The organism is Sphingopyxis sp. CCNWLW2 (assembly GCF_037095755.1).
Lineage (GTDB): Bacteria > Pseudomonadota > Alphaproteobacteria > Sphingomonadales > Sphingomonadaceae > Sphingopyxis.
In genome coordinates this window covers 875,262-901,802 of record NZ_JBAWKJ010000002.1, presented here as the reverse complement: position 1 = coordinate 901,802, position 26,541 = coordinate 875,262, and the positions used below count along the sequence as shown (strand labels likewise).

Annotated in this window: 25 protein-coding genes; 16 read left to right on the top strand and 9 right to left on the bottom strand. The window is 64.5% G+C overall.

Features of this window, described 5'->3' with window-relative positions:
- Positions 1–146: 146 nt before the first annotated feature.
- Complete coding sequence (locus V8J55_RS15495; RefSeq protein ID WP_336446490.1) at positions 147–2,744, top strand: EAL domain-containing protein; 2,598 nt, start codon at positions 147–149, stop codon at positions 2,742–2,744.
- Positions 2,745–2,753: 9 nt separating this feature from the next.
- On the opposite strand, the gene V8J55_RS15490 is transcribed toward V8J55_RS15495, so the two are convergent.
- Positions 2,754–4,025, bottom strand: coding sequence for a metal-dependent hydrolase family protein (locus V8J55_RS15490; protein ID WP_336446489.1), 1,272 nt, complete (start codon positions 4,023–4,025; stop codon positions 2,754–2,756).
- 254 nt (positions 4,026–4,279) lie between these two features.
- On the opposite strand from V8J55_RS15490, the gene V8J55_RS15485 reads away from it, so the two are divergent.
- Complete coding sequence (locus V8J55_RS15485) at positions 4,280–4,990, top strand: SMI1/KNR4 family protein (RefSeq protein WP_336446488.1); 711 nt, start codon at positions 4,280–4,282, stop codon at positions 4,988–4,990.
- 107 nt (positions 4,991–5,097) lie between these two features.
- On the opposite strand, the gene V8J55_RS15480 is transcribed toward V8J55_RS15485, so the two are convergent.
- The 3 genes from V8J55_RS15480 to V8J55_RS15470 all read right to left on the bottom strand — a co-directional run bounded on the left by V8J55_RS15480 (position 5,098) and on the right by V8J55_RS15470 (position 7,633).
- Complete coding sequence (locus tag V8J55_RS15480; protein WP_336446487.1) at positions 5,098–6,162, bottom strand: RcnB family protein; 1,065 nt, start codon at positions 6,160–6,162, stop codon at positions 5,098–5,100.
- Between the two features lie 133 nt (positions 6,163–6,295).
- Positions 6,296–6,841: a (2Fe-2S)-binding protein gene (locus V8J55_RS15475; protein WP_037510264.1), complete on the bottom strand. Its 546-nt coding sequence runs from the start codon at positions 6,839–6,841 to the stop codon at positions 6,296–6,298.
- A 27-nt stretch (positions 6,842–6,868) separates the two neighbouring features.
- The gene (locus V8J55_RS15470; protein ID WP_336446486.1) at positions 6,869–7,633 is read right to left on the bottom strand and encodes a class II aldolase/adducin family protein; all 765 of its coding nucleotides are present in this window, start codon (positions 7,631–7,633) and stop codon (positions 6,869–6,871) included.
- Positions 7,634–7,913: 280 nt separating this feature from the next.
- On the opposite strand from V8J55_RS15470, the gene rpsU reads away from it, so the two are divergent.
- Positions 7,914–8,120, top strand: a complete 207-nt coding sequence (gene rpsU / locus V8J55_RS15465; protein WP_037510267.1) for a 30S ribosomal protein S21 — start codon at positions 7,914–7,916, stop codon at positions 8,118–8,120.
- 347 nt (positions 8,121–8,467) lie between these two features.
- Positions 8,468–9,013, top strand: coding sequence for an FKBP-type peptidyl-prolyl cis-trans isomerase (locus V8J55_RS15460; protein WP_336446485.1), 546 nt, complete (start codon positions 8,468–8,470; stop codon positions 9,011–9,013).
- Positions 9,014–9,049: 36 nt separating this feature from the next.
- Here V8J55_RS15460 and V8J55_RS15455 read toward each other — a convergent pair whose 3' ends face one another.
- From V8J55_RS15455 to pyrE, 5 genes are read right to left on the bottom strand one after another with little or no spacing between them, the layout of a single operon-like run.
- Positions 9,050–10,171 (bottom strand): AI-2E family transporter, encoded by a 1,122-nt coding sequence (locus tag V8J55_RS15455; RefSeq protein ID WP_336446484.1) that lies wholly within the window; start codon positions 10,169–10,171, stop codon positions 9,050–9,052.
- A gap of 18 nt (positions 10,172–10,189) precedes the next feature.
- On the bottom strand, positions 10,190–11,026 hold the full coding sequence (gene lepB, locus V8J55_RS15450; protein ID WP_336446483.1) for a signal peptidase I: 837 nt from the start codon (positions 11,024–11,026) through the stop codon (positions 10,190–10,192).
- Positions 11,027–11,032: 6 nt separating this feature from the next.
- A complete protein-coding gene (acpS, locus tag V8J55_RS15445; RefSeq protein ID WP_336446482.1) occupies positions 11,033–11,434 on the bottom strand; it encodes a holo-ACP synthase in 402 nt (133 codons plus the stop codon).
- Positions 11,431–12,180: a pyridoxine 5'-phosphate synthase gene (locus V8J55_RS15440; RefSeq protein WP_336446481.1), complete on the bottom strand. Its 750-nt coding sequence runs from the start codon at positions 12,178–12,180 to the stop codon at positions 11,431–11,433. Before V8J55_RS15440 ends, acpS begins: the two co-directional genes overlap by 4 nt.
- On the bottom strand, positions 12,177–12,764 hold the full coding sequence (pyrE, locus tag V8J55_RS15435) for an orotate phosphoribosyltransferase (protein ID WP_336446480.1): 588 nt from the start codon (positions 12,762–12,764) through the stop codon (positions 12,177–12,179). The genes V8J55_RS15440 and pyrE overlap by 4 nt, the downstream gene beginning before the upstream one ends.
- 233 nt (positions 12,765–12,997) lie before the next feature.
- Here pyrE and coxB point away from each other — a divergent pair, with 233 nt between their 5' ends.
- The 12 genes from coxB to V8J55_RS15375 all read left to right on the top strand — a co-directional run bounded on the left by coxB (position 12,998) and on the right by V8J55_RS15375 (position 26,541).
- The gene (gene coxB / locus V8J55_RS15430; RefSeq protein WP_336446479.1) at positions 12,998–14,089 is read left to right on the top strand and encodes a cytochrome c oxidase subunit II; all 1,092 of its coding nucleotides are present in this window, start codon (positions 12,998–13,000) and stop codon (positions 14,087–14,089) included.
- Positions 14,090–14,105: 16 nt separating this feature from the next.
- A complete protein-coding gene (gene ctaD, locus V8J55_RS15425) occupies positions 14,106–15,776 on the top strand; it encodes a cytochrome c oxidase subunit I (RefSeq protein ID WP_037510294.1) in 1,671 nt (556 codons plus the stop codon).
- A gap of 73 nt (positions 15,777–15,849) precedes the next feature.
- On the top strand, positions 15,850–16,761 hold the full coding sequence (locus V8J55_RS15420) for a heme o synthase (RefSeq protein ID WP_336446478.1): 912 nt from the start codon (positions 15,850–15,852) through the stop codon (positions 16,759–16,761).
- Positions 16,758–16,907: a hypothetical protein gene (locus tag V8J55_RS15415; RefSeq protein ID WP_162835104.1), complete on the top strand. Its 150-nt coding sequence runs from the start codon at positions 16,758–16,760 to the stop codon at positions 16,905–16,907. Before V8J55_RS15420 ends, V8J55_RS15415 begins: the two co-directional genes overlap by 4 nt.
- 8 nt (positions 16,908–16,915) lie before the next feature.
- Positions 16,916–17,464, top strand: a complete 549-nt coding sequence (locus V8J55_RS15410; RefSeq protein ID WP_336446477.1) for a cytochrome c oxidase assembly protein — start codon at positions 16,916–16,918, stop codon at positions 17,462–17,464.
- 80 nt (positions 17,465–17,544) lie between these two features.
- On the top strand, positions 17,545–18,420 hold the full coding sequence (locus V8J55_RS15405; RefSeq protein ID WP_336446476.1) for a cytochrome c oxidase subunit 3: 876 nt from the start codon (positions 17,545–17,547) through the stop codon (positions 18,418–18,420).
- A gap of 1 nt (position 18,421) precedes the next feature.
- The gene (locus V8J55_RS15400; protein WP_336446475.1) at positions 18,422–18,814 is read left to right on the top strand and encodes a DUF983 domain-containing protein; all 393 of its coding nucleotides are present in this window, start codon (positions 18,422–18,424) and stop codon (positions 18,812–18,814) included.
- Positions 18,807–19,451: an SURF1 family protein gene (locus tag V8J55_RS15395; protein ID WP_336446474.1), complete on the top strand. Its 645-nt coding sequence runs from the start codon at positions 18,807–18,809 to the stop codon at positions 19,449–19,451. Before V8J55_RS15400 ends, V8J55_RS15395 begins: the two co-directional genes overlap by 8 nt.
- A 26-nt stretch (positions 19,452–19,477) precedes the next feature.
- Complete coding sequence (thrC, locus tag V8J55_RS15390; RefSeq protein ID WP_336446473.1) at positions 19,478–20,875, top strand: threonine synthase; 1,398 nt, start codon at positions 19,478–19,480, stop codon at positions 20,873–20,875.
- A gap of 4 nt (positions 20,876–20,879) precedes the next feature.
- Positions 20,880–21,758 carry a class I SAM-dependent methyltransferase gene (locus V8J55_RS15385; protein WP_336446890.1) on the top strand — a complete coding sequence of 293 codons (879 nt, stop codon included), beginning with the start codon at positions 20,880–20,882 and terminating at the stop codon, positions 21,756–21,758.
- A 167-nt stretch (positions 21,759–21,925) separates the two neighbouring features.
- Positions 21,926–24,910, top strand: a complete 2,985-nt coding sequence (locus V8J55_RS15380; protein ID WP_336446472.1) for a TonB-dependent receptor — start codon at positions 21,926–21,928, stop codon at positions 24,908–24,910.
- Between the two features lie 104 nt (positions 24,911–25,014).
- On the top strand, positions 25,015–26,541 hold the full coding sequence (locus V8J55_RS15375) for a tryptophan halogenase family protein (RefSeq protein WP_336446471.1): 1,527 nt from the start codon (positions 25,015–25,017) through the stop codon (positions 26,539–26,541).

Here is a 26,541-nt window from a genome sequence, read left to right as displayed (position 1 = left end):
TTTTGGCACAATATCGGCGGAAATCACCGGCTTGCGGTAAGGATTTGGAAACCCCTTTTTGGCCACTGGTCGCCGCGACCAGAAAAGCGGGGAAGTTCGGAACATTGGGGGTTCGGCGTAACATCATCCGGCCGGGAGGCGGCGATTTGCCAGCGGGCGAATCGCTGTTCGATTCACCGGAATTCGTCACACACCTGATGCGTGTGGCGAAGCTGTGGCACTATGTGCTGATCGGCCGCGTCCTTGCGTTTCTGACCTTCGCTTTCGTGCCGGGCCTTGCGGGCTTCCTCGATCATCCTTCGCACTGGCTGGTCATGGCCGCCGGCTTGCCATGCGATATCGCGCTGACGGTGATCGGGCAGGCGATGCGTAAACCGCGTCCGATCGCGCACAGCCGAGTGCGGCTGATGGCGATGCTGTGCATGGCGCTGATCGCGCTCGGCACGTTGCTCAACGCCGCGGCGATGTTCGACGCGATCGCGGTCCCCGACGGCAGCCGCCATTTCGATGCCTTTACCGCGATCCACATCGGCTCGCTGCTCGTCGCGGCGTCGGCGGTCGCGGTGGACCGCCCCGCCTTTTTCGCCTTCGCGGGTGCGACGGCGCTAGGCGGGGCCATTGGCGTTGCCTCCTGGCCGTTCGCTGTCGCAGGCTTCGTCTTCCTCGGCCTGCTGATCGTCATGATGCGCGAGGACGTCCGGCATCAGCGGCGCGCGACGCGCGCCGCGCGGCTCGGCGTCAGCGACCAGCAGCGCGCGCTGAACCTGATGCGCGATTTCGAGCGCGCGGGGCGCGGCTGGTTCTGGGAAACCGATCGCTATGGCCAGCTCGTCTATATCTCGCCGACCGTCGCGGCGCGGCTCGACCGGCCGCTCGCCGACCTGCTCGGCCATCCCTTTACCGACATCATCCGCAAGCGGATCGGCAACGACGAGAGCGAAGAGCGGACGCTGGGGTTCAGCCTGTCGTCGCGCACTCCGTTCAAGGAGCTGACGGTGCAGGCCGCGGTGCCGGGCGAGGAGCGCTGGTGGTCGATTTCGGGCCAGCCGATCAGCAACGAGCTTGGCAATTTTCAGGGCTTTCGCGGCAGCGGCACCGACCTCACCGACAAGAAAAGGTCCGAGCGCGAGATCAACCAGCTCGCGCGCTACGACACGCTGACGGGCCTCGCGAACCGGCGCCACATCACCGACCTGCTCGAACGCGCGCTCAAGAGCCATAGCGGGCAGCCGCAGCCCTGCGCGCTGCTGCTGATGGATCTCGACCGGTTCAAGGCGGTCAACGACACGCTGGGGCATCCGGTCGGCGACCAGTTGCTGCAACAGGTCGCGGGGCGCCTGACGCAGATCGTCGGTGACAAGGGACAGGTTGGGCGTCTCGGCGGCGACGAGTTCCAGATCGTCGTGCCGCAGCTCAGCCAGCCCGAAAAGCTCGCGGGCATCGCCAATGCGATCATCCTCAGCCTCGCCAAGCCCTTTTCGATCGAGGGCGAGCAGGTGCGTATCGGATCGTCGCTTGGCATCGCGGTATCGGACGGGCAGGGGGTGCCGGCGTCGGCGCTCGTCCGCAACGCCGACCTCGCGCTTTACGCCGCGAAGGATGCGGGGCGCGGCGTCTATCGTTTCTATGCCGACGCGATGCACAACCAGGCGAGCGAGCGCAAGGCGATCGAGGATGCGCTGCGCGACGCGCTGGCAAAGGACGAACTCAGGCTTCTTTATCAACCGATCGTCGACGTCGCGAGCGAGCGGATCACCGGGTTCGAGGCGCTGATCCGCTGGCATCATGCGACCGACGGGCTGATCAGCCCCTCGAAATTCATTCCGATCGCCGAGGAGTCGAACCTCATCGTGCCGATCGGCGAATGGATCATCCGGTCCGCCTGCGCCGCCATCGCGCATCTCGGCCCGGGATATCGCGTCGCGGTCAATGTCTCGCCGCGCCAGTTCGCCAATGAAAAGCTGCCGGCGACGATTATGAGCGCGGTGTCGGCGGCGGGCATCCGTCCCGAGCAGCTCGAGCTCGAGATCACCGAGGGCGTCTTCCTCGACGAAAGTCCCGAAAATCTCGCGATGTTCCAGAAATTGAAGCGCACCGGGGTGCGGCTGGCGCTCGACGATTTCGGCACCGGCTATTCGGCGCTCGGCTATCTGAAGAAGGCGCCGTTCGACAAGATCAAGATCGACCAGAGCTTCGTCCTCGGCGCCGCCGACCCCAGCAGCATGAATGCCGCGATCATTTCGTCAATCGTCGGGCTGGCCGCCGCGCTCGACATGGAAACGACCGCCGAAGGCGTCGAAACGCACGACGACCTCGCGCTGATCCGCGGGCTCGGGTGCAGCCATGTCCAGGGCTATATCTATGGGCGTCCGATGGATCTGGTCGAGGTGCTGGCCCTGCTCCGCGAGGGCGGCGGGCGCGTCGAGGCGAAGGGATACAAGAGCGCGCGCGAGGCGCGGCTGACGACTTTCCGCACGATCCAGGTCGGCAGCGGCGGGTATCGATATGAGGGGATCGTCCGCAACATATCGTCGCGCGGGGCGCTGATCGAGGGGCTATGGAATGTCCCGCCCGGGACGGTGCTGACGCTCGAATTCGGCGCCGACCAGACCTTCGATGCCGAGGCGCGCTGGTCGGCGGGCAACCGCGTCGGCGTGAAGTTTGCCGAGGCGGTCGAGATCGACGGGCTGACCGGTCCGAAGACGGTCACGCCGGCGCGGGGACGTATCCGCCGCGCCGCGTGACGGCCGCGATCAATCGGCGATGCGGCCGCGCGCCATCACCCAATCGACCTTTTCCAGCACGGTGACGTCGCTCAGCGGGTCGCCGCTGACTGCGATCATGTCCGCCGACATGCCGGGCGCGATGCGGCCGATCTCGTTTTCGAGCGACAGCAGTTTCGCCGCAACTGTCGTCGCGCTCGCCAGCGCCTCGCGCGGGGTCAGCCCATGTTTGACGAGCAGCGCGAACTCCTGCCCGTTGCGGCCATGTTCGAACACGCCGGCGTCGGTGCCGAAGGCGACCGGCACGCCGAGCGCCTTGGCACGCGTCACCGCTTTGCCGACGTCATTCAGCGTCATGCGCACCTTGTTCTCGACGGTCGGGGTATAGATGCCCTTGCCGAGCCGCTCGCGGATGCCCTCGAACGCCATCAGCGTGGGGACGAGATAGGTGCCCTTCGCCTTCATCACCTTCAGCGTCGCATCGTCGGCGAAGGTGCCGTGCTCGATGCTGTCGATGCCCGCGGCGGCCGAGGCGGTGATCCCGCCCGCACCATGCGCGTGCGCCATGACTTTCAGGCCCAGCGAGTGCGCGGTGTCGGCGATGCTCTGCAATTCGGGGCTGGTGAAATGGCCTTCGAGCCCGCGCCCCTGCTGCGACAGCACGCCGCCGGTCGCGGTGATCTTGATGACGTCGGCGCCGGCGCGCGACGCCTTGCGCACCTTTTCGGCGCATTCGAGCGCGCCGGTGCAGGTATAGCCTTGGTCGAGCACGTCGTGAATGTCCTCGCGGAACCCGGTCACGTCGCCATGCCCGCCGATGATCGACAATGAGGGTCCCGCCGCGACGATTCGCGGCCCTTCGATAAAGCCGTTGGCCGTGCCGCGGCGGAGCGAATAGGCAGTATATTGCGCCGACCCCGCCTCGCGTACGGTGGTGAAGCCCGCACGCAGCGTGATCGCGGCATTTTTCGCGCCGACGACGACGCCCCATTCGTCGGGGTCGACCGTCGCGGCGCGATAATCCTCACCTGGATCGCCGGTCAGGTGGACGTGGAGGTCGATGAGGCCGGGCAGCAAGGTCTTGTCGCCAAGGTCGACAACCTCGGCGCCGGCGGGCGCTTCGGCGCGACCGGCGACGATCGAGGTGATGCGGTCGTCGGTGATGGTGACGGTCGACTGGCCCTGTGCGGGCTTGCTGGCGTCGGTGATGACGCGGCCCGCATAAACGATAGTGGTTTTCGCATAGGCTGTCGTGCCGAGCAGCGCGAGCGTCGCTGCCGCGACCATTCCCAATTTACGCATGAAGTCTCCCCTGTCTGATCGAGCCACCGTGGCGCGGCGGGCGGGGGAGGGCAAGGGGGAACTGCCGTTCCGCCGCCGCCCGGAATGGGAGGAAAGCGGATGTTAGCAATTACCCCCGTATATGGTCCGCATGGATGAACATGGATCGGAGTAGGCGCAACCTGCTGATCAGCGGTTCCATCTTTGGTGCCTGCGCCATAGGTGGGCTGCTGCCGTCCGTCTGCGCCATGCGCCAGTTGACCAGGAAGCCAGCGATGTCGCCGAACGCCATCCCCAAGCGTCCAGAGGGCGAAGCGAAGCCGATGCTGGATGAAGACATTGCGCCGGTGCTCGCGCGGCTCGACGCGTGGTATGCCGCGAATCTGGCAGCAGACAAATATGTGTTCAATCCGCCGGCCACCGATGCGCAGCTCGATGCCTTTGAGCATCTGGTCGGCTTCAGGATGCCGCGCTCATATCGCCAACTGTACAAGTGGCATAATGGCGAGAACGACGATCGCTGGGGTCACATCTACGGACTTCCGCTGCTGACGCTGGAACATGCGACGGCGGATTGGAAGGCTTGGACGAGCACATTGACCGAGTTTGGCGGCAATCGTTACGCTATTCCAGGAGGAGGGTGGCCTGAAGGCGCAGTCGACCCAGCCTACACCAATCCCGGTTGGATACCGTTGACCAATGATGGCTCAAGCGGACATATCGGTCTCGACTTTGACCCATGGCCCGGCGGCAGGGCTGGGCAAGTGATCCTCTACGGGCGCGACGAGGATGTGAAAGTCGTGCTCGCGGAATCTCTCGGTCAGTTCCTCGACTGGGTCGCGCGATTGTTGGAGAGCGGCAATTTCAGATTGAAGGCGGCGGCGGATGAGGTTGTGCTGCGGCAGTTCAGATTGAAGCAACCGCAAGTAGACCACTTCCACGAAGGTGCTCGTATCCTCTTGGGCGCCCCCGACCAGTTCTTATGAAAAGAGGCCCACGGCAAAAGTTTGCGATCGGTCGTTAGCGGCCACCACCAAAAAAAGGGGCCGGCGAACCGACCCCTCAGTTTGTCATCTGATAACCGAAAGGAATATTACCAGAAGAAATCGTAGATCACGTCGACCACTTCGCCCGAATAAGTGTCGACCAGAAGTGCGTCGTCATAATAGCGGATCCAGCGATAACCCCCGTAAGCGGGCGGCAGGCGGTAATAGCCGGGATCGTTGATCCAGTAGCGCTGGCTGTAGAACAGCGAGTTCAGCGAGAAACCGATGCTGAACCGCGTGTAGCCATAGCCGCGATACGGGTTGTAATAGCGCGGCATGCGGTAATAGTGCCGGTTCCGCTCGCGATAGCTGTGCCAGTCGTAACGGCGGTCGCTGCGCCAGTCGCGGTTCCAGCGATTGTGGCGGTCGCCGCGGTCCCAGCGATCATTGCGCCCGTCGCGATAGCGCCGGTCTACGCGGTCGTTGTTGTTGCGGTCGTACCGCCGATCGATCTGGCCGTCACGGTTGCGATCGTAACGCCGGTCGCGCTGGTCGATGCGGTTGTTGTTGTTGCGATCCCAGCGGCGATCGAGGTCGCCGTTGCGATTGCGGTCGTAACGCCGGTCGACGCGATTATTGTCGTTGCGATCATAACGCCGATCGACCTCGCCATTGCGGTTGCGGTCCCACCGGCGGTCGATGCGACCATCGTTGTTGCGGTCGTAAACTCCGCCGCGTTGGCGATCGACCTGCTGCGCCTGACGCTGCGCCTCGCGCTGCTGCCATTGCTGGCGCTGCTCGTTGCTGCGCTGTTGCCATTGTTGCCGCTGCTGGTCGTTCCCGCGCTGCTGTCGCCATTGTTCGCGCTGCGCCTGGCGCTGCTGGTCATTGCCGCGCTGCTCTCGCCATTGCTGGCGCATTTCGCTGCGCTGCTGGCGCTCGGCGCGCGGCTGCTCGCTCTGCTGGCGCTCGGGCCGGGCCTGACCGCCCCAGTTTCCGCCGCCGCGGCGCACTTCGGGACCGCGTGGTCCTCGGTCGCCGCGGTCGCCGCGCTCTCCGCGGTCGCCACGCTGCGCGATCTGCACCCGCTCGCCCGACGCCTGTGCAGCCGCCGGGGCGATGGGAGTCAGGATCGTCGCAGCGATCAGCAACCCTCCGAACATCTTCTTCATCTCGCCATTCTCCAACTCATGTCCCGTGTGCTGGAGACGCCAGCCGGGATGATGAATCGATTCTTACTCTTCGCAAGATGATCGATGGCTGACCGCGCTGTTGCCTGCTGTTCAGCTAGATGAACAGGTGCGTTCAGCTACCCGGCGGCAGACGCAGCGCGGGGACAGCCTGCGCTGCGTCTTCGGGGCGGATTCCCGGCGGCGGCGCGGCAGCAATGCGTTCCTCGCCGCGGATCACGCGACCGGCGAGCCGGATCGCGGTACGGATGCGCGGATAGGTGCCGCAGCGGCAGATATTGGTCATCGCCGCGTCGATCTCGGCATCGCTGGGATTGCTGTTCGACCGGAGGAGGGCGGCGGCCGCCATGATCATGCCCGACTGGCAGAAACCGCATTGCGGCACCTGTTCGGCGACCCACGCTTGCTGCACCGGATGGCTGCGATCGCGCGCCAGTCCCTCGATCGTCGTTACGAAGCGCCCCTCGCACTCGGATATGGTGACCATGCAGCTGCGAATCGCCTCGCCGTCGATGTCGACGGTGCACGCGCCGCACTCGCCGGTGCCGCAGCCATATTTGGTCCCCGTCAAATTCGACGCGTCGCGCAGCGCCCACAGCAGGGGCGTTTCGGGTTCCATGCGATATTCGACCGGGCGGTCGTTGACCGAGAATCGCGTCATGCCGCCCCTGTTAGCGCAGCGGTGGGATTAGTCACGCCAGCTCGTGTCGATCTTGTCGACCTTGCGCACCATCGCGTCGAATTCGGCGCGGCCTGCGCCGCCCGGAATCTGTGCCATGTAAAGGTCGCGCTGGTGGACCTTGACCACATCGTCGCCGACCAGGATCGGCTGGCCCATGCTCATCGTCGCGAGCTGGATCTCGCACGCGCGCTGGAGCACCCAATATTTCAGGAAGGCTTCGGGAAGCGACTTGCCCATCACGACGGGGCCATGGTTGCGCAGCATCAGGATGCGCTTGTCGCCGAGGTTCTGGACCAGCCGCTCGCCCTCTTCCTCGCGTACGGTGATGCCTTCGAAATCATGGTAGGCGAGCTGGCCCATGAAGTTACAGGCATAGAAGTTGGTCGGCTGCAACCCGCCCTCGAGCCCGCAGACGGCCATCGTTGCAGTGGTGTGCGTGTGGATGATCGCATGCGCGTCGGGGAGGACGCGGTGGAACAGGCTGTGCTGGACAAAGCCCGCCTTGTTGACGTGCCAGGGATTATCCTCGTCGACCTTGTTGCCGTCGATGTCGATCTTGATCAAGTTCGACGCCGTCACTTCGCTGAAATGCAAGCCATAGGGGTTGATCAGGAAGGCACCTTCCTCGTCGGGGACCTTCACCGTGATATGGTTGAAGATCATCTCGTCCCAGCCCATCATCGCGAAGATCCGGTAGCAGGCGGCAAGCTCCTGCCGCGCCGTCCATTCGGCTTCGCTATATTTGCTGTTGCGCTTGAGCTGGGTCGCCATGGCCTGTCCCTCATTATGATGTTAGTTTCGTCCTGCTACCTATGCCATAAGGCACGGGTCGGACACAATCCCGCGAGCGGGCAGGGCGGTCCGGGAGCGCGGCGGGCGCGGTTCGCCGCGCGGGGGCTTGCATTTCGGCGCGAATCCCTCTAGTTGGCGCTTCATCGGAACGTCGCGTGATCGCGGCGCTCTTTTTATTGCCCGAATATCGGCGATTTACGGCAAACCGGGTTACCCGGTGGCCCCAAATCGTTTTGACGAACAGGAGACGACACGGCGTATGCAGATCATCGTTCGCGACAATAATGTCGACCAGGCCCTTCGCGCGCTCAAGAAGAAGCTGCAGCGTGAGGGCGTGTATCGCGAAATGAAGCTGCGCCGTCATTACGAGAAGCCCAGCGAAAAGCGCGCGCGTGAGCACGCCGCCGCTGTCCGCCGCGCCCGCAAGATGGAGCGCAAGCGGATGGAGCGCGACGGCATCAAGTAAGACCGTCTCCCGTTCGGGATCCTGATCGTGAAAAGGGCGCCGCGGCAACGCGGCGCCCTTTTTCGTTTGCGCGGGGCGGGGTGGCGGTTTTCGACCGGAAGGTGCCTTATCGATCATCGTCACCCCGGACTTGATCCGGGGCCTGCCTTCTTGAAGGAAAAGGCGGGTCCCGGGTCAAGCCCGGGATGACGTAAGTGGAGTGGCGCTACGACCGCTTCCCACCCCAAAACCGACATTGGCGATAAACGCTGCCCTCGCATATTGCCTCTGGACCGGTCCGCGCCGCACGGCCTATAGGCCTCGCCAGCATTTTCGCCCCGGCCGGGGCAGCGGAAGGATCATCCAAGATGAGCGTAACGACGGTTCCATTGCGTCCGGTGAGCAAGGGCGGCCTGTGGCTGATGTGGTTTGGCCTCGCGGCGCTGTTGGTCGCGGGCGCGGCCTTCGCCTGGCACATGACCCCGCGCATCGGGTTTGAGGTCGTGAAGGAAGGCACCGGGCCGAGCCCGACCAAGGCCGACGTCGTGCTGGTCAAATATGAAGGCAAGCTCGACGACGGCACCGTCTTCGACGCCAACGAACAGGCGCCGATGCAGGTCGCAGGGGTCGTTCAGGGCTTTTCCGACGCACTGATCCGCATGAAAAAGGGCGGCGAATACAAGATCACCATTCCGCCGCAGCTTGGTTATGGTGACCGGGAGACCGGGCCGATCCCCCCGAACAGTACGCTGCACTTTACTGTTACGCTGCTCGACTTCCGTTCGGAGGCCGAGGTTCGCGCGATGCAGCAGCAGATGCAGCAACAGCAGCAGATGATGCAGCAGCAACAGATGATGCAGGGTGGCCCCGGTGGCCCGGCTGGTCCGCCGCCGGGTATGCCCCCGCAGCAATAAGCGAGGGGTCTCGACGAAATCGAAGCGGCGGTGGGCTCAGGTGCCCGCCGCCGTTTTCGTATTGGCCGTGTCGGCATTGCGCTCGGCTTCGCGTTCGAGCGCGACCTTGATCATCGCGATAATCGGGTCGGCGAGGAACAGTCCCATGAGGCCGAGCAGCGCGCCGAACAGGATCTGCGCGCCGAGCACGAGCGCGGGGGCGAGGTCGACCGTCTTCTTGGCGACCATCGGGACGATCAGATAGCCGTCGACCGTCTGGACGACGAAATAGATCAGGATCGCATAGAAGCCGGTGTCGGTCCCCGCCGAGAAACCGACGAGGACGAGCAGTACGCCCGACACGATCGCGCCGATATTGGGGATGAAGGCGAGCAGGCCGGTGAGCAGCCCCATCAGCGCGGCCATCGGGATGCCGACGGCAAGGCAGGCGAGCCACGTCCCGATCCCCTCGACGAGCATCCCGAGCAGGCGGCCCGCCATCAGGCGGCGCAGCGTGAAGCCCATGCGCGCGGTGGTGATGTAGAAATTCTCGCGGCTTTTCATCGGCAGCATCCACGCGACGCCGCGCTCGTAGAGCCGCGGCTCGATCGCGATAAAGATGCCGAGGACGAGGATCATAATCAGGCTGGTGAGTCCGCCGAGCACGGTGCCCACCGCCGCGGTGACGCGGCCGACGGTGCCCGCGATATTGTCGGTGATCGTCTTGGTATCGAGTTCCAGATTGCCCATGCCATGATCGCTGGCCCAGGCGGCGATGCGTTCGATCTGTGCCATCACGACGGTTTGCAAGGTCGCGGCCTGATCGGCGATCTGCGAACCCGCGAACATGATCGTCCAGACAAGGAAGGCGAGCAGCGACAGGCAGACGATGAGCAGCCGCCAGCCGCGCGCGATTGGCAGCACGCGGCCGAGCAGGCGAGCCCCGCCGTCGAGCATCGACGCCATGACGATGCCGGCAAAGATCAGCAGGATCGGCTGGATCAGGACGATGCACAGGCCGATAAGCAGCGCGAGGCCGATCCAGACACCGGCTTTCAACAGCTCGGTGCGGACCAACTGGCTGCGGATCTCGGTGGGGCCGGGGGCCTCCCTGTGCGCATCGGCCTTCGCGGCGGCGGTGGCGGCGCGCGTTCCGGTTGTCTTCCTTGTCGCCGCCATGTCGTGTTCCCCGTTGTGTTAGCTGCCCTGACGCTCGGGGCGCAGGTCGGTTCCCGCGCGCCCCGATCGCAAGGCATTAAACCAGCTCAATGGGTTATACCACTCGGCGGTTCCGTCGGTCGAAAAACTGATGATCTCGGCGCGTCCGGCGATCGCGTCGAAGGGGACGGGGCCGCCGAGGCCTTTCTGGTTCGTTCCGACGCGGCTGTCGGCGCTGCCGTCGCGGTTGTCGCCCATCAGGAAGACATGATTGGCAGGCACGGTAACCGGACCATAATCGTCGGTCGCATAGCCGGGGCCCATGTCGATTGTGTCGAACGTCGCGCCGCCGGGCAGCGTCTCTCGCACGATCGGCAGTTCGAGCACTTCCTTGCCTTTCGCATCGCGGTTCACGAAGCGGAACAGGCTGCTGTCGGGGCCGGGCAGATTGGGATCGACGGGGATCGGCAGCATCGGCTGGACCTCGCGCTTCACCGGCTTGCCGTTGATGCTGAGTTCGCCGTTGCGGAGCTGGATCGTGTCGCCGGGCAGGCCGATCACGCGTTTGATATAGTCGATACGCGTCACCGGATGTTCGAGCACGACGATGTCGCCGCGTTCGGGCAACTTGCCGAACAGCCGGCCCGCGACCTTGGGCGCCAGGTGGAAGCTCACCGACGAATAGGACCAGCCATAGGGATATTTGCTGACGATCAGCCGGTCGCCGTTGCGCAGCACCGGCATCATCGAATCAGACGGGATATAAAAGGGCTTGGCGACGCAGCTATGGATGCCGAGCACGAGCAGCAATATCACCACGACATCGCGGATCAGCTTGCCCCAACTCCCGTCATCCTTTGTCTTGTCCTTCGCCATATATTGTCAGTCCTTGATTGCTTCGATGATGACGAAAGCCTGCGCCCACGGATGGTCGTCGGTCAGCGTCAAATGGATATGCGCGGTGTGACCCGATGGGATCATTTGCGCGAGCCGTTCGGCGGCGCCGCCGGTGAGCGCCAGGGTCGGGGCGCCCGACGGTGCGTTGACGACACCGATGTCCTTCATAAACACGCCGCGCTTGAAGCCCGTGCCGACGGCTTTCGAAAAGGCTTCCTTCGCGGCGAAGCGCTTGGCATAGGTTCCAGCGCGGGTGAACGGCCGCCGCGCTGCTTTGGCCTTTTCCACCTCGGTAAAGACGCGATTCTCGAAGCGCTCGCCGAAGCGGTCGAGCGATTTCTGGATACGCTCAATATTACAGAGGTCGGAGCCGAGGCCGATGATCACAGCGCGCCTCGCGCCTCGTCCATCAACGCGCGCATTCGGCGCACCGCGGGATCGAGCCCGGTAAAGATGGCCTCGCCGATCAGATAATGGCCGATGTTGAGCTCGGCGAGCTGCGGGATCGCGGCGACGGGGACGACATTCTCATAGGTCAAGCCGTGGCCCGCGTGCGGCTCGATGCCATTTTTCCACGCGAGCGCGGCGGCGTCGGCGAGGCGGCGGAGTTCCGCGGCGCGTTCCTCGCCCTCGACATGCGCGTAGCGGCCGGTGTGGAATTCGACGACGGGCGCGCGGAGGCGCATCGCCGCCTCGATCTGGCGCGCGTCGGGTTCGATAAACAGGCTGACACGGATGCCGGCATCGTTAAGCCGCGAGACGATCGGCGCGAGATGATTGTGCTGTCCCGCCGCGTCGAGCCCGCCCTCGGTCGTGCGTTCCTCGCGTTTTTCGGGGACGATGCATGCCGCATGCGGCATATGGCGCAGCGCGATCTCGAGCATCTCGTCGGTCGCCGCCATTTCGAGATTCAGCGGCAGGTCGGTCGCGGCCTGGATGCGCGCGAGATCGTCGTCGCGGATATGGCGCCGGTCTTCGCGCAGATGCGCGGTGATGCCGTCGCCGCCGACCGCCGCGACGATTTCGGCCGCGCGCACCGGGTCGGGATGCTCGCCCCCGCGTGCGTTGCGGATCGTCGCGACATGGTCGATGTTGACGCCGAGCCGCAGACGGGCAGGGGAGGCGCCGGTCAAGCCGCCTTGCTCCGGCTGCCGGGCTTCACCGCTTCACTTCCTGCCAGCGTCTCGGGCAATTCATCCGCCGCATAGGTCGGGAAATTGATCGCGACGAGCGGATAGAAGGGCACGCCGAGTTCGACATTGCCCGCCGAACGGTCGACGAGCGCGGCTTCGGCGACGACTTCGCCGCCCGCGGCGCGCACCGCCTCCATCGCCTCGCGCGACGACAGGCCGGTGGTCACGACATCCTCGACCATCAGCACCTTGGCGCCGGGGTCGATCGTAAAGCCGCGGCGCAGTTCGAAGGTGCCCGTCGGGCGCTCGACGAAAATCGCGGGCTTGCCGAGCGCGCGGCCCATTTCATGCCCGATGATGACGCCGCCCATCGCGGGCGAGACGACGATGTCGATTGCCTGTTTCAGGTCGCGCGGCAGCTTCGCGGCGAGCGCGACGGCGAGCCGTCCGGCGCGCTCGGTGTCCATCAATACGCGCGCGCACTGCAGATAATATTCGCTGTGGCGGCCCGAGGAGAGCAGGAAGTGGCCCTGGAGCAGGGCGTCGGCGGCGCGGAATTCGGCCAGGATTTCATCATCGGTCATGGAGGAGTTGTTCTTTTGTCCTGTGCGTCGCTCATCATGGGCGACCGGGTTTTGGCGGCGAAGATTATCCAGCCGCAAAATAGTGTTAGAGATGCTTGAGGCAAGCGGCAAGCGGGTCTATAGCGCCCGCGAGATTCAGCCCCTTGGCAGGCTGCCGCGACGCGTGTCCGGCGGCTGTCGAAGAGGGGATGGGGCATCAATAAGAACAACAGGCAACGGGCGGCACTATCCTTATGAAGAGCTTGAAAACCCTTGTAATTGCGGCGGCATTGTCGCTGGGCGCGGTGGGCGCCGGCCATGCGCAGGCACCCGCAACGGCTCCGGCCGAAGCACCCGCCGCAACGGCTCCGGCGAATCCGGCTCCGGTCGCCACCGATGCGGCTGCTCCGGCGGCGGCACCGGTCGCGACGACCGCTGCGGCGCCGGCTGGCGATGCAACCTACGTCCCGATGAAGCCGACCCCCGGGGTTGGCCAGCCGGTCGACGCGGGCATCGATTTCCAGCCGCAGGTCAGCCCGATCGGCGAACAGGCTTACTGGTTCAACCATGTCATCCTGCTGCCCGTCATCACGGTGATCACGCTGATCGTCCTCGGCCTCCTGCTTTGGGTGATGTTCCGCTTTCGCGCCAAGGCGAACCCGGTGGCGTCGAAGACGACGCACAACACCTTCATCGAAATCATCTGGACCGCGATCCCGGTCCTTATCCTCGCGGTGATCGCGGTGCCGTCGATCCGCCTGCTCGCGGCGCAATATGAACCGCCGAAGAAGGAAGCGCTGACGATCAAGGTCACGGGTTACCAGTGGTATTGGGGCTATGCCTATCCCGACCAGGGCATCGGCGAATTTGTCTCGAAGATCCTGCCCGAAGACAAGGCGAAGGCCGCTGGCGAGCCCTATCACCTCGCCGTCGACAACCGCATGGTCGTTCCGGTCGGCCGCCAGGTGAAGCTGATCATCACCGGCGCCGACGTCATCCACAGCTTCGCTGTTCCCGCCTTCTGGACCAAGATGGACGCGGTCCCCGGCCGTGCCAACGAAACGACGTTCACCGCGAACAAGGTCGGCGTCTATTACGGCCAGTGCTCGGAACTGTGCGGTGTCGATCATGGCTATATGCCGATCGCCGTCGAAGTGCTTCCGGTCGACAAGTGGGAAGCGTGGGTCCGCTCGAAGGGCGGCAACCCGGCCGGTCCGGTCGCCGCGGCTCCCGCCGCTGCCGCACCGGCACCCGCTGCCGCCGCTCCGGCTGCGACGCCGGCCGCCGTCACGACCGAAGCTGCTCCGGCAGCGGCGCCCGCCGCCGCGCCGGCCGCCAAGAATTAATTAAGGGGTCCGACAGATGACCGATATCGCAGCGACTGCACCCGCGCACGGCCACACCCATGCGCACGACGACCATGATCACGATACGCCCGGCTTCTTTGTCCGCTGGTTCATGTCGACGAACCACAAGGACATCGGCACGCTCTACCTGATCTTCGCGATCCTCGCGGGCATCATCGGCGGCGCGCTTTCCGGCATGATGCGCCTCGAACTCGCCGAACCCGGCGTTCAGTATCTTTCGGGCTGGGCCCATATGCTGGGCGGCGCGGGCGACGAGGTTGCGGGCAAGCATTTCTGGAACGTGATGATCACCGCGCACGGCCTGATCATGGTGTTCTTCATGGTCATGCCCGCGATGATCGGCGGCTTCGGCAACTGGTTCGTGCCGCTGATGATCGGCGCGCCCGACATGGCGTTCCCGCGCATGAACAACGTCAGTTTCTGGCTGACTGCGGTTGCGTTCGTCATGCTCTTCGGTTCGATGTTCGTTCCGGGCGGCAGCGGCAACGGCGCCGGCACCGGCTGGACGGTCTATGCTCCGCTGTCGACCAGCGGTTCGGCCGGTCCCGCGGTCGACATGGCGATCTTCTCGCTCCACCTCGCGGGCGCGGCGTCGATCCTTGGTGCGATCAACTTCATCACCACCATCTTCAACATGCGCGCGCCGGGCATGACGCTGCACAAGATGCCGTTGTTCGTGTGGTCGGTGCTCGTCACCGCCTTCCTGCTGTTGCTCGCGCTGCCGGTGCTCGCTGCGGCGATCACGATGCTGCTGACCGACCGCAACTTCGGCACCACCTTCTATGATGCGGCCGGCGGCGGCGATCCCGTCCTCTATCAGCATCTCTTCTGGTTCTTCGGCCACCCCGAAGTGTACATTATGATCCTGCCGGGCTTCGGCATCGTCAGCCAGATCATCTCGACCTTCAGCAAGAAGCCGGTGTTCGGTTACCTCGGCATGGCATACGCCATGGTCGCGATCGGCGTCGTCGGCTTCATCGTGTGGGCGCACCACATGTTCACGGTCGGCATGAGCGTGAACCTCAAGATGTACTTCACCGCCGCGACGATGGTCATCGCGGTCCCAACGGGCATCAAGATCTTCAGCTGGATCGCCACCATGTGGGGCGGCTCGATGACGTTCAAGACGCCGATGATGTGGTCGCTCGGCTTCATCTTCATGTTCACCGTCGGCGGCGTGACCGGCGTCGTGCTCGCCAATGGCGGCGTCGACACCAATTTGCACGACACCTATTATGTCGTCGCGCACTTCCACTATGTGCTGTCGCTGGGCGCGGTCTTCTCGCTCTTCGCCGGCTTCTATTACTGGTTCCCGAAGATGTCGGGCCGGATGTACAGCGAGCTGCTCGGCCAGCTGCACTTCTGGGTCTTCTTCATCGGCGTGAACGTCATGTTCTTCCCCCAGCACTTCCTGGGCCAGCAGGGCATGCCGCGCCGTTACCCCGACTATGCGGAAGCCTATGCCTATTGGCATTACGTCTCGTCGTTCGGCTATGTGATCATGGGCGTCGGCATGCTCTTCTTCTTCCTGAACATCGGCTACTCGCTGTTCGCGGGCAAGAAGGCCGCCGACAATCCGTGGGGCGAAGGCGCGACGACGCTCGAATGGACGCTGTCGAGCCCGCCGCCGTTCCACCAGTTCAACGAACTGCCCCGGATCGCGTGACGTTTATCGCCTGATTGGTTTCGCCCCCTGCTGACATCCGGCAGGGGGCTTAGCCCTTCGGGCCGGAGTAAATATGGCGCAGAGCCTGACCCACGGCGAAACGGCACTTCCCGCCGATTGGCGCGACCTGTTCGCGCTGACGAAGCCGCGCGTCATGTCGCTGGTGGTGTTCACCGCCTTATGCGGCCTGCTCGCGGCGCCGGGTCATGTGCCGCCGGTGCTCGCTTTCTCGTCGATCCTCGCGATCGCGCTGGGGGCAGGGGCTTCGGGCGCGCTCAACCAATGGTATGAGGCCGGACTCGACGCGAAGATGAAGCGGACCGCGGGCCGGCCACTTCCCGCCGGGCGCCTCGACCCGCAGACTGCGTTGCAGTTCGGCGTCGGGCTTGCCGCTTTTTCGTTGTTCCTGATGCTGTTCGCATCGAACTGGCAGGCGACCTTGCTGCTCGCCGCCTCGATCCTTTTTTACGTCTTCGTCTATACGATGTGGCTGAAGCCGCGGACGCCGCAGAATATCGTCATCGGCGGTGCGGCGGGCGCCTTCCCGCCGCTGATCGGCTGGGTCGCCGCGACGGGTTCGATCGCGCCGCTGCCGGTGCTGCTCTTCCTCTTGATCTTCTTGTGGACGCCGCCGCATTTCTGGGCGCTCGCGCTGTTCATGCGCTCGGACTATGCCGCCGCGGGCATTCCGATGATGCCTGTCGTCGCAGGCGAGAAATCGACGCGGCGCCAGATCCTCTTTTATGCGCTGATCATGGCCGCCGCCGCGATCGCGCCCTGGCCGCTCGGCTATACCGGCGCGCTTTACGGCTGGACCGCGGTGGTGCTCTCGGCTGTGTTCGTCCTGCTGTCGGTCCAGGTCGGCACGCGCACCACGGGCGAGGGCGACCTGATGCAACCGGAAAAGCGCCTGTTCGCTTATTCGATCGCCTATCTTTTCATTCTGTTCGGCGCTGTCGTCGCCGACCATTGGTGGCCGCTATGACCGAAGAAACTCCGAACGAACCGTTTGACGAGGTCGAATATCGCCGCCGTCAGCGCAGCCGCGCGAACCTGATGGCGTGGATGCTGGGCGCATTGGCGATCCTCTTTTTCTTCATCACCATCGCCAAGATGCAGATTTTCTCATGATCGGGCGCATGTCCCCGAACGCGAAGACCGCAAGCCTCGCGGCGTTGATGGCGCTCGCGATGACCGGACTCGGGTTCGCGGCGGTGCCGCTCTACGACCTGTTCTGCCGCGTCACCGGCTTCGGCGGTACGACGCAGCGTTACGATCCGGTCGCGGCGGCGGCCGAGCCCGAAATATTAAGCCAGACGGTCTCGGTCCGCTTCGACGCCAATGTCTCGCCGAGCCTGCCGTGGAAATTCTATCCCGAGCATCCGACCGATACGGTGAGCATTGGCGCGCGCGACATGGCGATCTTTATCGCCGAGAATAATTCGGCGCATCCCGTCGTCGGGACCGCCAGCTTCAACGTCACGCCCGATCAGGCGGGCAAATATTTTACCAAGATCCAATGCTTCTGCTTCACCGAGCAACGGCTCGAGCCGGGGCAGCAGATGCGCATGCCGGTGCTGTTCTTCGTCGATCCCAAGATCATGGACGACCCCGACGCGCGCGACGTGCAGGAAATCACCCTCAGCTACACCTTCCACCCTGTAGACGAGGGTAAAAAGGCGAGCTAAGGCCGCGAACAAGAGTCTAACAAGACCGGCAGATGATGGGGAATCATCATGCTGGGGCTGCTAAAAACGGGAAACACGCCATGTCCGGTGCGAAACATCATGACTACCACCTCGTAAATCCCAGCGTCTGGCCGCTCATCGGCTCGTTCGCTGCACTCGTGATGTTCTTCGGGCTCGTCATGGCGATGCACGCCGACTATTTCGGCGGCATCGGCAAGTGGGTCCTCGGCCTCGGCTTCATGGGCGTGATCGCGACCTTCTTCAGCTGGTGGTCGGACGTCATCAACGAAGCGCATGCCGGCGACCACACTCCGGTCGTCCAGCTTCATCTGCGCTACGGCATGATCCTGTTCATCGCGTCCGAAGTCATGTTCTTCGTCGGCTGGTTCTGGGCGTGGTTCGACTTCTCGCTCTTCCCGGTGCCGATCGAATATGCCGAAGGCGCGGTCACCTCGCTCTTCGGCCAGGATGGCGCCGCCGCGATCACCATGTGGCCGCCGAAGGGCATCGAAGTCATCGATCCCTTCTCGCTGCCTTTGCTCAACACGCTGATTCTGCTCTGCTCGGGCACGACGATCACCTGGGCGCACCACGCGCTGATCCACGGCGACCGCGAAGGGCTCAAGAAGGGCCTGTGGCTGACGATCATCCTCGGCGCGGTCTTCTCGTCGATCCAGGCGTATGAATATATGCACGCGCCGTGGGGCTTCGGTCAGAGCAACTACAGCTCGGCCTTCTACATGGCGACCGGCTTCCACGGTTTCCACGTGCTCGTCGGCACGATCTTCCTGATCGTCTGCCTGGTGCGCACCTACAAGGGCCACTTCACCCCGCAGCAGCATTTCGGTTTCGAAGCCGCCGCCTGGTATTGGCACTTCGTCGACGTGGTGTGGCTGTTCCTCTTCATCATCGTCTATGTCTGGGGCGGCTGGGGCGCGCCGATCGCCGCGCACTAAATTGCCGGCTGGCGATCACATTCAAAAGGGGCAGCCGCCGGTCTGGCGCGCTGCCCTTTTTGGTCTCTGCCCCGAATGCGGCGCGCCGACGCTGTTCGACGGACCGGTGAAGTTCCGCGCGAAATGCGAAAGCTGCGGGCTCGATTATGGCCGCTACAATGTCGGCGACGGCCCCGCGGCGTTCCTGACCTTGATCATCGGCGCGCTGCTCATCGCCATCGCGCTGACGCTCGATGCCATGGTGCGGCCGCCTTTGTGGGTGCATATCATCCTGTGGGTGCCGCTCACCGCCGCTGCGGTGATCTATGGCCTGCGCGTCGGCAAGGGTGCGCTTTTGGCAAGCGAGCATCAGCGTCAGGCCGCCGAAGGCCGTAAGGTGGACAAGAATGACTGAACCTGCCCAACAGCCGACGCGGCGCTGGCCGCTGATCCCGACGATCCTCGTGCTCGCCGCAGTCGCAGTGATGATCGCGCTCGGCGTCTGGCAGTTGCAGCGCAAGAGCGAGAAGGAAGCGTTGATCGCGCTCTACCAGCGCAATGTGGCGATGTCGTCGATGGTCGCTTATCCCGAGCTGCCGCCCGTTCCCGACGCCTTCCTCTATCGCAAGAGCAGCGTCGTCTGCCTCGAACCCGTGCACTGGGACCCGCGCAGCGGCACCGACATCAAAGGCAAGTCGGGCATTCGCATGATCGCCGATTGCCGGACCGGCGCCGAAGGGCCGGGCGTGCTTGTCGATGTCGGGATCGGCGACAATTTCACGCCGCCCGAATGGACGGGCGGGACGGTGCAGGGGACGATCGTTCCCGGACCCGGGCAGCCGACGGTGATGGAACGCGCGATGGGCAAGGCGATGCCCGCGCGCGCGATGCTGATCGCCGATCAACCGGTCGCGGGATTGCGGGCCAGCGCGGTGCCCTCGGCCGACGATACGCCGAACAATCACCTTGCCTATGCATTCCAATGGTTCTTCTTCGCGATCGTTGCGCTGATTATCTACATCCTCGCGGTCCGCCGCCGCTTGCAGCCGTGACGGCGCGCCGCTAGGCGCTGTCCGTCATGGACTATATCAGCACCCGCGGCTCTGCGCCGACCCTCGACTTTCGTGCCGCAACGCTGGCCGGCCTTGCCAGCGACGGCGGCCTCTATGTGCCGGCGAAATGGCCGCAGATGTCGATCGACGAAATCCGCGCGCTCGCGGGGCTCGATTATGCCGAAACCGCGGTGCGGATCATGCGGCCCTTCGTCGAGGGCGTGCTGACCGAGGACGAACTGCGCGCGCTTTGCCGCGCCGCGTACGGCCGCTTCAGCCATGATGCGGTGACGCCGCTGGTCCAGCTGGATCACCGCCATTGGCTGCTAGAACTGTTCCACGGTCCAACGCTCGCGTTCAAGGATGTCGCGTTGCAGCTGCTCGGCGAGCTGTTCGAAAAGTTCCTCGCCGGCGGCGATACGAACATCACGATCGTCGGCGCGACCTCGGGCGACACCGGGTCGGCGGCGATCGAGGCGGTCGCGGGGCGCGAACATATCCAGATATTTATGCTCCACCCCGAAGGCCGGGTCAGCGACGTCCAGCGCCGCCAGATGACGACGGTGCTCGCGCCGAACGTCCATAATATCGCGATCGACGGCAGCTTCGACGACGCGCAGGCGATGGTGAAGCGGCTGTTCGGCGACGAAGAGGCGCGGAGCCAGGTCACACTGTCGGCAGTGAACAGCATCAACTGGGCGCGGCTGATGGCGCAGGTCGTCTATTATTTCTACGCTGCCGTCCGGCTTGGCGGTCCCGACCGCCCCATCGCGTTCAGCGTCCCGACGGGCAATTTCGGCGACGTGTTCGCGGGCTATGTCGCGGCGCAGATGGGCCTGCCGATCGCAAAGCTCGTCGTCGCGACGAACGTCAACGACATCCTCCACCGCGCGCTCACCCGCGGCGACTATAGCGCGGGCACGGTCACCGCCACTGCGACCCCCAGCATGGACATTCAGGTCAGCAGCAATTTCGAACGGCTGCTGTTCGACCTCGCGGGCCGCGACGGCGCTGCGATCACCGGCATGATGGGCGAATTCGACACGAACCGCGCGATGACGATCCCCGCCGACATGCTCGCGGGCGCACGCGGGCTCTTCTCCAGCGCGAGCATCGACGGCGATGCGATGGCGCTCGCGCTGCGCTGGGCGCAGGAACATGGCGGGCAGATCATCGATCCGCACAGCGCGGTCGGCCTCGCGGCGGCGCGCGCGCTCGAGATCGATGCCGATATTCCCGTCGTCACGCTCGCGACCGCGCATCCGGCGAAGTTCCGCGAAGCCGTCGAGCGCGCGACCGGCGTGCGCCCGCCGCTCCCCGCGCGGCTCGGCAATCTGTTCGACCGCGAGGAACGCTATACGCGCCTGCCGGGCGACTATGACGCGGTAAAGGCCTTTGTCCTCGCGGAAGCGGCGCGTGGCTGATCTTCTGCCCCTCGTCACGCTCGTCGGTGAGGCGTGGGACGATTATGGTCTGGTCGACAGCGGGAACGGGCGCAAGCTCGAACGCTATGGCCGCTATCGCTTCATCCGTCCCGAACCGCAGGCGATGTGGGCGCCTGCGCTGCCCGCCAGCGAGTGGGACGCCGCCGATGGCGAGTTCGTCCCGGCGTCGGACGACGACGGCGGCGGCCGCTGGTATTATAACAAGCCCGTGCCCGCCGAAGGCTGGCCGCTCGCATGGCGCGAAACGCGCTTCACCGCGCAGTGCACGCCTTTTCGCCACCTCGGCTTTTTCCCCGACATGGCGCCGGTGTGGGACTGGCTGCGCAGCCAAGTCGCCGACAAGCCCGACCCCGCCTTCCTGAACCTGTTCGGCTATACCGGCGTCGGCAGCCAGGCGCTCGCCGCGGTGGGCGCATCGGTCACGCATGTCGATGCGTCGAAGAAGTCGGTGGGGCAGGCGCGCGAGAATGCCGCGCTCGCGGATATGGCCGACAAGCCTGTCCGCTGGATCCTCGACGATGCAGGCAAGTTCACCGCGCGCGAGGTCCGGCGCGAGAAGCGCTACGATGCGATCCTGCTCGATCCGCCCAAATTCGGCCGCGGCCCGACCGGCGAACGCTGGCAGCTCGAGGAGGGGTTGGCGCCATTGCTCACCGATTGCCGCCAGTTGCTCGACGCCGACAGCCGCGCGCTCTTCCTCACCGTCTATGCGGTGCGCATGTCGGCGCTCGCGATCGGCGAGTTGCTGGCGCAGCTTTTCGCCGACCTGCCCGGCAAGGTCGAGTGCGGCGAACTCGCGGTGCGCGAAGAGGCGCGGGGATTGCTGCTCCCGACCGCGATTTTCGCACGCTGGAGCCGCTGATAGCGGACTTTCCCTTATTATGTTGCATACGTTTGCGGCACAGAATCTGTAATATTGTGACCGAAATGCCACAGCCTTTGCGTTGACAATGAGAACGTTCCCATTTAGATAACGTTCACATAACGGAATGCTGCCAAAAAAAGAGCGGCTATTTGGGAGGAATGGGGATGCGGGCGTCTCAAAAGCAGTGGTTTGCCAAATTTCTGGTCGGCACGTCGGCGCTGTCCTTGATGGGCATGGCGCAAGCGGCCGCCGCGCAGGAAGCGCCGGCCGAAGGCGAAGTGAACGGCGACGAGATCGTCGTCACTGGCATCCGCGCCAGCCTCGCCGCATCAGCCGATATCAAGCGCGAGGCGCAGGGCGTCGTCGACGCGATCTCGGCCGAAGACATCGGCAAATTCCCCGACACCAACCTCGCCGAATCGCTGCAGCGCATCACCGGCGTGTCGATCGACCGACAGAATGGCGAAGGCTCGCTGATCACCGTTCGCGGCTTCGGTCCCGAGTTCAACCTGGTGACCGTCAACGGCCGCCAGATGCCGACCGCGCTGATCGGTGACGGTGGTAGCGCCCCGTCGTCGCGTTCGTTCGACTTCGCCAATCTCGCGTCCGAAGGCATTGCGGCGGTCGAAGTCTATAAGAGCGGCCGCGCGACGATGGAATCGGGCGGGATCGGCTCGGTCGTCAACATCCGCACGCCGCGCCCGCTCGACAATCCCGGGATGCGTGGCAGCCTGTCGATGAAGGGTGTGTACGACAGCTCGCGTAACGAAGGCAAGCCGATCACTCCCGAAGTATCGGGCATCTTCAGCACCACCTTTGCCGATGATACGATCGGCATTGCGCTCGTCGGTTCGTACCAGAAGCGCAAGTCGAGCACGAACACTGCCAGCGTCGGTTGGCGCGACGGCTATCTCGGCAGCGAGAATAACTGGGGCTCGCTCGCGCAGCCCGGCACGCCGCGCGCGGCGAACATTACCAACCGTCCCGATCCGACCGACGTCTATCAGGTGCCGCAGAATGCGTCCTACGCTCTTGAGGACATTAATCGCGAGCGCATCAACGGCCAGGCGGTATTGCAGTTCCGCCCGAGCGACGCGTTCACCGCGACGGTCGATTATATCTATTCGCGCAACACCGTCGAAACGCGCAACAGCAATGTCGGCGTGTGGTTCAACCACGAAGACACGTCGAGCGCATGGACCGACGGCCCCGTCGCCGGCCCGCTCTTCTACACCGAGCGGTTCGCCGCGCCCACTGGCGTTCCCGGCCCGAACGCGCTCTATGGCGGCAAGGATTTGTCGTACAGCGGCGCGCTGATCGAAAATCGCGCCGAGAACAATTCGCTGGGCGTCAACCTCGAATGGAAGGGGCCGGGCGGCGTCACCTTCGAACTCGACGGCCATCATTCGACCGCCGAGGTGAATCCGGTCAACCGGTTCGGGTCGAGCATGTCGCTGGGCAATGCGGTCTTCGGCGTCCAGAACCAGACGGTCAATTTCGAGAACGATCTGCCGGTCATTTCCTATAATATGTTCCCCGGTATCGATCCGCTGAACCCGTCGCTGATCACGCCGACCGGCAATGCGTTCCGCAACGCTTTCTTCCGCAACCGGATCAACCAGGTGCAGCTGCGTGGTCAATATGACCATGACGGCGGCTTCCTCGACAGCATCGATTTCGGCGTGTCTTACGTCGACAGCAAGGTGCGCTCGGCGTTCGGCACGATCCAGAACGACGACACATGGGGCGGAGCGGGGCCGGCGTCGAGCATTCCCGACGATATCTTCACGCTCGTCACGCTGCCCGACAAATTCCCCGGACTCGCCCAGACGGGGATGATCCAGAGCTTCTACAGCTTCGATTTTGAGCGCATGGCCGATCTGGTCGAACAGAATTTCCAGACGTGCAGCAATCCCGCCACTGGTTCGGCTCAGCCGGGCACGTGCCTTGCCAATTTCAACACCGACCGGCGTATTTCGGAAAAGACGCTGGCGCCCTATCTGCAAGTCGCGACCGTGTTCGACCTGTTCCAGAACCCGGCGCATTTCGTCGCGGGCATCCGGTACGAAACGACCGACATTGCGTCGTCGGCGCTGGTGCCGGTGCCGACGACCACACGCTGGGTCGGCGACAATGAGCTCAACGTCGTCTTTTCGGGCGACAGCGATTTCACGCGCTTCAAAGGGTCCTACGACAATTGGCTGCCCGCGGTCGATTTCGACATCTCGCCGATGGAGAATGTCAAGCTGCGCGCCTCGTACAGCCACACGATCACGCGCCCCGACTATGCCAGCATGCAGGGTGGACGCACGATCGATACGCTGTTCCGCGTCGGCGGCGGCACGGGTGCGCAGGGCAACCCGGGGCTGATCCCCTATAAGTCGAAGAATATCGATCTGTCGGCCGAATGGTATTATGCGCGCGACAGCTATATTTCGGTGGGCTATTTCCACAAGGATGTGAGCAATTTCATCTCGTCGACGCGCATCGACGCCAATGCCTTCGGATTGACAACCCCGATCGGCGGACCGCGCTGGAACGCGGCGCTGGCCGCGCTCGGCGCGAATGCGACGGTCGGCCAAATCCGGCAATATATCATCACCAATTTCCCGAGCACGGTCACGGGCAATATCATCAACGCCGCGCCGGGTGATCCGCTCGTCAATTTCGAGATCACGACACCGATCAACAGCGATCAAAAGGCCTCGCTCAACGGCTGGGAGTTCGCGCTCCAGCACAGCTTCTGGGATACGGGTTTCGGCGTGATCCTGAACTATACGAAGGTCGACGGCGACGCGACATACGACAACACCCAGCCGTCGTCGGTGCCGCAATTCGCGTTGACCGGGCTCAGCGACAGCGCCAACGCGGTCGCCTATTACGACAAGAACGGGCTTCAGGCGCGTGTCGCGTGGAACTGGCGCGATGAATTTCTCGCGGGAACGGGGCCCAACCCCTTCTATACCGAGGAATATTGGCAGATCGACGCGAGCGCGAGCTACGAGTTCATCCCCGGCCTGACCGGCTTCGTCGAGGCGATCAACCTCACCGGCGAGGGGCGCCGCGGGCATCTTCGTCACAAGAACAATGTCACCTTCGTGCAGCCGGGCTTCGCCCGCTACGCGGCAGGGGTCAGGTTCAGCTTCTAAGGCGGTGGGCCATGTCCGCCGGGTCGCAGGCAAGAGGGTCGCACCTTTCGGGGTGCGGCTCTTTTGCGTGACGGCGGTGATAAGCTGGCTTAGGATCGACGGTAATGAATAGCGGGATCGAGAGGGTTGTCATCGTGGGCGGCGGCACCGCCGGCTGGCTCGCGGCTTGCCTTATCGCCCGCGCGCGCCGCGCCGCAAAGCTGGACGTCACGCTGATCGAGGCGCCCGACATTCCGACGATCGGGGTTGGCGAGGGCACCTGGCCGACGATGCGCGCGACATTGGCGGCGATCGGGATCGGCGAGGGTGAATTTCTCGCCGCCTGCGACGGATCGTTCAAACAGGGATCGCGCTTTGACGGCTGGATGACCGGCTCCGCGGATGACCGCTATCTGCACCCGTTCACGTCGCCTCCCTCCGCATCGACCGCCGAGCTGCTCGCGGCCTGGCAGACCGGCGCGCCCGACCTGCCGTTCGCGGCGGCGATGACCGCGCAGGCGCATATCTGCGACCTTGATCTGGCTCCACGACAGCGCGCGATGCCCGACTATCAGGGGGCGGCGAATTACGCCTATCACCTCGATGCGGGGAAGTTTGCGGCGCTGCTTTCGGCGCATGCCGTCCAGCGGCTCGGGGTGCGCCATATAGCGGATCATGTTGTCGATGTGGCGCGCGACGGTGCGGGGGGCATCGCATCGGTCGCAACGCGTCAGAACGGTGACATTGCGGGCGACCTGTTCATCGATTGCAGTGGGCATGCGGCGCTGCTGATTGGCAATCATCTCGGCGTCGAGTGGATCGATCGCGGCGATGTCCTGTTCAACGACCGCGCGCTCGCGGCGCAGGTTCCGGTCGCGCCGGGCAGCCCGATCGCGTCGCAGACGGTGTCGACCGCGCACGCTGCAGGCTGGATCTGGGACATCGGCCTGCCGGGCCGCCGCGGCATCGGCTGCGTCTATGCCAGCCGTTTCATGGAAGACGATGCGGCGGAGGCGGAGCTGCGCGCCTATATCGCGCGCGTCCTGCCCGATGCACCCGACGTCCCGGCGCGGCGCTTGACCTTTCCGACCGGGCACCGTGCGCGGTTTTGGGAAGGCAATTGCGTCGCCGTCGGCCTGTCGGCGGGTTTCATCGAACCGCTGGAGGCGTCGGCGATCGTGATGATCGAATTGTCGCTGAAGGCGCTCATCGACAATTTTCCAGCAAGCCGCGCGGCGATGCCGATCCATGCCGATCGGTTCAACGAGCTATTCCGCTATCGCTGGGATCGCATCGTCGAGTTCCTTAAGCTCCACTATGCTCTCAGCCGGCGCGAAGAACCCTATTGGCGCGCGCAGCGCGACCCCGCGCATATGCCGCCGCGCCTGACGGAGATGCTGCAGCTGTGGCGCGACCAGCCGCCGTCGGCATGGGACTTCCCGCGCGTCGACGAGATTTTCTCGGCCGAAAGCCACCAATATATCCTCTATGGCATGGGCTATCCGGTGCCCGCCGATCTGCCCGCGAGCGCGCGCGCCGCCGCCTTGCTCGCCGAGAACCGGCAGCGCGCCCGCGCGCTCGCCGCGGCGCTGCCCGCCAATCGCGACTATCTCGACGCCCTCGCGCCCGGTGCCCAAGCCGCGGCGCGATAG